Origin of the sequence: Methylobacterium sp. BTF04, assembly GCF_010692745.1 — a bacterium.
Taxonomy (GTDB): domain Bacteria; phylum Pseudomonadota; class Alphaproteobacteria; order Rhizobiales; family Beijerinckiaceae; genus Methylobacterium.
The window spans coordinates 1-636 of sequence record NZ_JAAHTB010000241.1; the positions used below are offsets into that span (position 1 = coordinate 1).

General features: G+C 47.6%; 1 protein-coding gene. It reads right to left on the reverse strand.

What is annotated here, in order from left to right:
* Positions 1 to 636 (reverse strand): J domain-containing protein (locus tag G3T14_RS24540; RefSeq protein WP_246733549.1); only part of this gene is annotated, 636 nt, incomplete at both ends.

A 636-nucleotide genomic window follows, 5' to 3' on the forward strand; every position in this document is an offset into this window, starting at 1 on the left:
TCGGAATTTTTTTATCTCGGGAAAAGTGTCCGGATTTTCAATCTCTTTTATCTGTTGGTAAAAAGCCTTTTCCTGTCTTGACAGTTTTTCCGGCATAACCACTTTAATTTTTACAAGCTGGTCTCCTTTGCCAAAACCTGCTATTTTAGGCATGCCCAGATTTCTAAGCCTTAAAACACTTCCGGTTTGCGTCCCCGGGGGTATACGCATCTTAACTTTTTTACCAGTCAGGGTGGGGACGTCTATTTCGTCACCGAGTATCGCCTGTGTACTCGTAACCGGAATGTCGCAAAATATATCAGCGTTACTTCTTTCAAAAAACACATCTTTTTCGATAAATATCGTAATGTACAGGTCTCCTCTGGTACCGCCGTTAGGACCCGCATCGCCCTGCCCCTTCAGCCTCAAACTACTGCCGTGCTCAATGCCTGCAGGAACCTTGACGGCAATCCTGTGCATGTTTGTTCTTACCCTGCCGGTACCCCTGCATTCGGAACAGGGGTCGGAAATAACAACGCCTTCTCCCCTGCACCTGGAACAGGTCTGCGCAACGGAGAAAAAGCCCTGGCTTTTCACAACCTGGCCTCTGCCCTGACAGGCTGAACATTTTTCCCTTCCCTGTTTGCCTGATTTGCT